The 5171-nt window shown below is 76.8% G+C and carries 3 protein-coding genes and 1 pseudogene; all 4 read left to right on the forward strand.

Features of this window, described 5'->3' with window-relative positions; all coding sequences use genetic code 11:
* Window positions 1–327: 327 nt before the first annotated feature.
* Complete coding sequence (locus ACWEN3_RS40965; protein ID WP_452982158.1) at window positions 328–819, forward strand: hypothetical protein; 492 nt, start codon at window positions 328–330, stop codon at window positions 817–819.
* Entirely contained in the window at window positions 816–3071 is a 2256-nt protein-coding gene (locus ACWEN3_RS40970; RefSeq protein WP_452982161.1) for a tetratricopeptide repeat protein, read from the forward strand. Before ACWEN3_RS40965 ends, ACWEN3_RS40970 begins: the two co-directional genes overlap by 4 nt.
* Before the next feature lie 31 nt (window positions 3072–3102).
* On the forward strand, window positions 3103–4620 hold the full coding sequence (locus ACWEN3_RS40975; protein WP_452982164.1) for a VWA domain-containing protein: 1518 nt from the start codon (window positions 3103–3105) through the stop codon (window positions 4618–4620).
* Window positions 4617–5171 (forward strand): annotated as a pseudogene (locus ACWEN3_RS40980) (hypothetical protein); the annotation flags it as partial. The gene ACWEN3_RS40975 and the pseudogene ACWEN3_RS40980, both read left to right, overlap by 4 nt.

Raw genomic sequence — 5171 nt, forward strand, 5'->3', positions numbered from 1 at the left:
ACCACCTGACCAACGACTGCGGGCCCGGTCTGCGGCTGGACACCATGCCCGGCGGGTACGTGAAGGTCTCGGACTACCGCGACTACCAGCCGCCCCGAACGGCTCGGCGCCCTGCGCGTCCCGCTCGCCGCCGTCCTGGTCGGCGTCGACCAGTGCGCCGAACCCGACGCCCTGCTCGGCCTGCTGGACCGGCTCGCCCGGCACGGCGCCCGGCTGCTGCTGGTCTTCCGCCGCCAGGGCGGGCGCGCGGCACAGGCCGCCGAGTCCCTCGTCCAGCGCCCGCTGCGCGAACGCTGGTCCCGGCTCGGCTCAGAACTCGACCGCATCGTGGACGAGTTGGGGCCCGCGCTCGACACCCGCCGGGACCGCGTGTCGGCCGGGCCCGGCACCGGGCGGCTGCTGGACCAGGCCGAGGCCGGCGTGCGGCGCACCCGGATGCTGCGCGCATGGGTCGCCCACAGCTCGGAACAGGAGCGGGCGCCCCGGCGCGCCGACCTGCTGTTCACGTTCGAGGACGCCGCCGACCGCCGCCGGCAGCGCCTGGAACAGGCCCTCGGCGTCCTCGACACCCGGCTGCGCCGCTGCGAGGAACTCCGCGGCCGGGTCAGCGCCGAGTGGCCCCTGTGCCGCCGCCGGGCCGCCGCGGACGGCGACCGGGTGGTGGAGGCGTACCGGCTCTACGAGGACGCCCTGTCCCTGCTGCGGCAGACCCCCTGCGACGTGGAGCGCGCCGAGGCCGCCGTCGCACGGTTCCTCGGCTTCTGCTCCGTCACATCACGCGGCGACACCGGGCCGCCCGGAGAGGAGGGCGCGTCGTGACCTCGTGCGTCCGGCCCGGCTGCGCGGGCCGCATCATGGGCACCGGCTACTGCGACACCTGCGGGCACCGGCACACCGAACCGCGCGCCGAGCCGCCCGGGACGCCCCCGGACCCGTCCCCGCCCGCCGCCGAGGAGAGCCCGGGCCCGCCGACCGTGCACGCCGTCGCCGGAGTCGGCGAACTCGACCAGCACGGACTGGTCGTCCTGCCCGAGGTCCCCGTCCCCGACGACGTACTGATCGCGGACCCGCGTCCGCCCACCGAGGGCCGCCGCTGCGGCGCCGACGGCTGCACCATGACCATCGGCGTCGGCTACGGCGGCCAGCCCGCCCGCGCCACCGGTCGCTGCCCGAGATGCGGCACCCCCTACTCCTTCCTGCCGCAGCTGGCCGAGGGGGACCTGGTCGCCGGCCACTACAAGGTGCTCGGCTGCCTCGCCCGCGGCGGCCTCGGCTGGGTCCACCTCGCCGAGGACACCCGCGCCGACGGCCACCGGGTCGTCCTCAAGGGCCAGATCAACGCCAACGACACGCTCGCCCGCCGCACCGCCGTGGAGGAGCGCCGCTCCCTCACCGACCTGCACCACCCGGACATCGTCCGCATCATCACCTACGCCGAACACCGGGCGTCCGGCGGCCCGTCCACCGGCTACCTGGTCATGGACTACATCGGCGGCCGCTCCCTGCAGCAGCTCTTCGACGCCGACGACGCCGAACGCGTCTTCCACGGCCGCCCCCGCCTCGACCACGTCCTCACCTACGGCTGCAAGATCCTCGGCGCCCTGGAGTACATGCACGAACGCGGCCTGCTCTACTGCGACATGAAGCCCGCCAACGTCATCCACTTCGGGCGGGCCGTGAAGGTCATCGACCTCGGCGCGGTCCGCGCGGCCGGCGACCGCACCTCCGCCTACGTGTACACGGCCACGTTCGCCCCGCCGAAGGAGGAGATCGACGCGCGCGGCTGGCACGTCGACAGCGACCTCTACACCGTCGGCATGACCCTCCAGGCCCTGGCCCGCGGCACCGAACCGGCCCGCGGCCTCGCCCCCGACTCCTTCCGCCGCCTGGTCGACCGCGCCACCCACGCCGAACCCCGCGCCCGGTTCCGCTCGGCCGCCGAGATGTCCCGCCAACTGTGGGAAGTGCTCCGCGAGTTCCGTTCGCTGCAGTTCGGCGAGCAGCTGCCGGAGAGCTCCACCCGGTTCCGGGCCACCGGCGCCAGCCTCGACGCCGGGCTCGGCGCGATACCCGCCCTGGACCACTGGACCGGCCGCCCCGGCGAGCGGCCGGCCGAGCTGGACGTCTCCCCGCCCTCGCCCGCCGAGGTCGCCGGCGCCCTCCCGGAACCGGTCCCCGACCCCGACGACGGCGCCGCCCTGCTGCTCGACACCTTCCCGCCCGACGCCCCCGACCGGGTGGCCCGGCAGTGGCCCCGCGAGTCCCGGCTCGGCACCCCCGAGACCGCGCTGTGGCTGTGCCGCGCCTACCTCAGACGCGGCGAGCGGCACGAGGCGGAGAGCTGGCTCACCGAGGCCGAGACCCAGCTCGGCGAACGCGCCGCCGCCCACGACTGGCGCATCGCCTGGCACCGCGGCGTCCTGCACCTCGGCAAGGGCGAGGTGGGTCTCGCCGGGGCCCGCTTCGACGCCGTGTACCGGGCGCTGTCCGGCGAGTACGTGCCCAAGCTCGCCCTCGGCCACTGCGCCGAACACGGCGGCGGACGCACCGCCCGCGCCATGCGCTTCTACGAGGCCGTCTGGAAACGGGACTTCGCGCACACCGCCGCCGCCTTCGGCCTGGCCCGCGGCCACCTGGCCGGCGGCGACCGGGACGCCGCCGTCCGCGTCCTCGACGACGTCCCCGCCACCTCCCGGCACCACGACGCCGCCCGGATCGCCGCCGTCCGCGTCCGCACCGGCCTGCTGCACGGCCGCCCGCCCTCCCCGGCCGACCTCCGGGACGCGGCCCGGCGGCTGCCCGAGCTGCGCCTGGACGGCGGTGCCGCCGACGGCGAGTCCCGCGCCCGGCTGGTCGCCGAGGTCCGCGAGAACGCCCTGCACGGCCGGCCCGAACGGGGCTGGGGCCCGGAGTTCCCCGCCGGGGACCTGTTCGGCCCCGGCGACGAGGACAGCCTGCGCACCCTGCTGGAGCACTCCTTCCGGCAGCTGGCCGCCCAGGCCCGCACCGCCGGGGAACACGGCCGGCTGCTCGACCTGGCCCACGCGGTCCGGCCCCTGACCACCTTCTGAGGACACCCACGAACCCCGGGGAGAGGCAAGCATGACCGTGGCCGAGGAGACCGAGGTGACGCTCGCGGTCGGCCAGCAGAAGGACCTGCCCGCCGCGCCGTCCGCCGGCGGGCCGTCCGCCGACCGGGAGATGCACGCGATCCTGGAGATCGGCGTCCGCGGCCACGGCGGCCCGGGGCTCGTCACGGGGCACGCCCCCGGCCGCGGCCCCGCGCTCGCCGAGGTGCTGATCATCGACACCTCCCGCTCGATGCTCCACCCGGCCGCCAAACTGCACGCCGCCAAGGACGCCACCGTCGCGGCGGTCCGGATGCTGCCCGAGGGCACCGCCTTCGCCGTGCTCTCCGGCCGGTTCGACGCCACCGTCGTGCACCCCGGCCCGGACCGCGCCGTGCTCGCCGTCGCCGGTCCCGCCGAACGCGCGGCCGCCGAGCGGGCCGTACGGATCCTGGACGCGGACGGCGGCACCGCCATCGGCACCTGGCTCGACCTCGCCCGGCGGCTGCTGAAGGAACAGCCCGCGCCCATCAAGCACGTCCTGCTGCTCACCGACGGAGGCAACGAGCACGACCACCGGGCCGCCATGCCCCTGGACACCGCCCTCGACGCCTGCGAGGGCCGCTTCATCTGCGACGCCTGGGGCATCGGCGACGACTGGGACGCCGAACTGCTGCTGCGCATCACCCGGCGGCTGCACGGCCGGGCCGGAGCGGTCCGCAGCGAGTCGGAACTGACCGCCGCCTACGAGGAGCTGGTCACCGGGCTGCTCGGCACGGCCGTACCCGAGCTGCGCATCAGGCTCACCCCCACCCCCGGCACGGTCATCCGGCAGGTCAAACAGGTGGTGCCCGGCGAACAGGAACTCCTCGCCACCACCGCCGGGTTCGCCGAGCGGGGCACCGAGTACGTCACCCGCGCCTGGGGCGACGAGGTCCGCCACTTCCAGGTGGTGCTGGCGGCCGACCCGACCGGCCGCGAGCGGGGCGAGGACCTCCAGCTCGCCGCCGTCGAGGTCGTCGTGCCCGACTTCGGGCGCCCGGTACGGCTGCCCCCGCCGCAGCCCGTCCTGGTGCGCTGGACCGACAACCCGCTCGACGCCTCCCGGCGGCACCCCGGGGTCCGCCGGCACGAGCTGTACCAGCAGGCGAGCGCCGCCGTGGCCCGCGCCTACCGGGCCTGGCTGCGCGCCGCCGACGGCCGGCCGGTCGCGGACCGCGAGCTGGCGCGGGCCCTGGAACTGGCCGGGGAACTGGGCGACACCCAACTGCTCGACGCCCTGCGGCGGATCGAGGACGGGCCGGGCACCGGCCGGGTCCGCACCGGCCTGAAGGACGTCGACTGGCAGCATCTGATCCTCTCCAGCGCCATGACCACCCCGCCGCGGCCCCCGGCCGCCGACCCGCCGGCGTCCGCCCCACCCGGCTCCGCCGAACCCGCCCCCGGCGCCGACGACCTGGTCGAGTGCCCCGACTGCAAGTGGCTCGGCCCGGCCGACTCCGTCTACTGCGGCGGCGACTGCGGCCGTCTGCTCAGGGAGCCGTCCGCGTGAGCGCCGACGGAGAGCCCCCGGTCGGCGGACGCGCCGAGGGCACGGGAACGCCGGGCCCGGTCGTCGGCACGGGCACGCGGGGCCCGGCCGAGGGCGCGCACCCCGGCGGCCCGCTCCCGCCCTCGGCCCAGCGCACCGCGACGACCGCCGCCCCCTCCACCCGCGGCCGGGTGGCCCCCGCCGACCGGCCGCGGGCGGCGGGCGGGGCGTCCCGTGTCCTCGGCGTCCTCGCGCGCCCGCTCGGCGCCGGGCGGCGCACGCCGGACGAGCGCAGCACGACCGCCCGCGACCTCGCGCTGCGCCACCGCCTGCTGCTCGCCCTGTCGGCCCTGCTCACCCTGTCCCTGTTCCTGTCGTACGAGGGCGTGCACGGCGACGCCAACCCGCTGCGCACCGCGAGCGCCCCCGCGGTGCTGTCCATCGACACCGCGCTGTACGCGCTGGGCCAGGCGGAGGACGTCCCGGTCTCCTCGGCGGTCAGCGTCAGCTCGCGGATGCGTCGGGTATACGGCAGCAGGGTGTGCCGTTCGAGGGCTTCGTCGGTACACAGC

The sequence above is a fragment of the Streptomyces sp. NPDC004561 genome, from assembly GCF_053602155.1.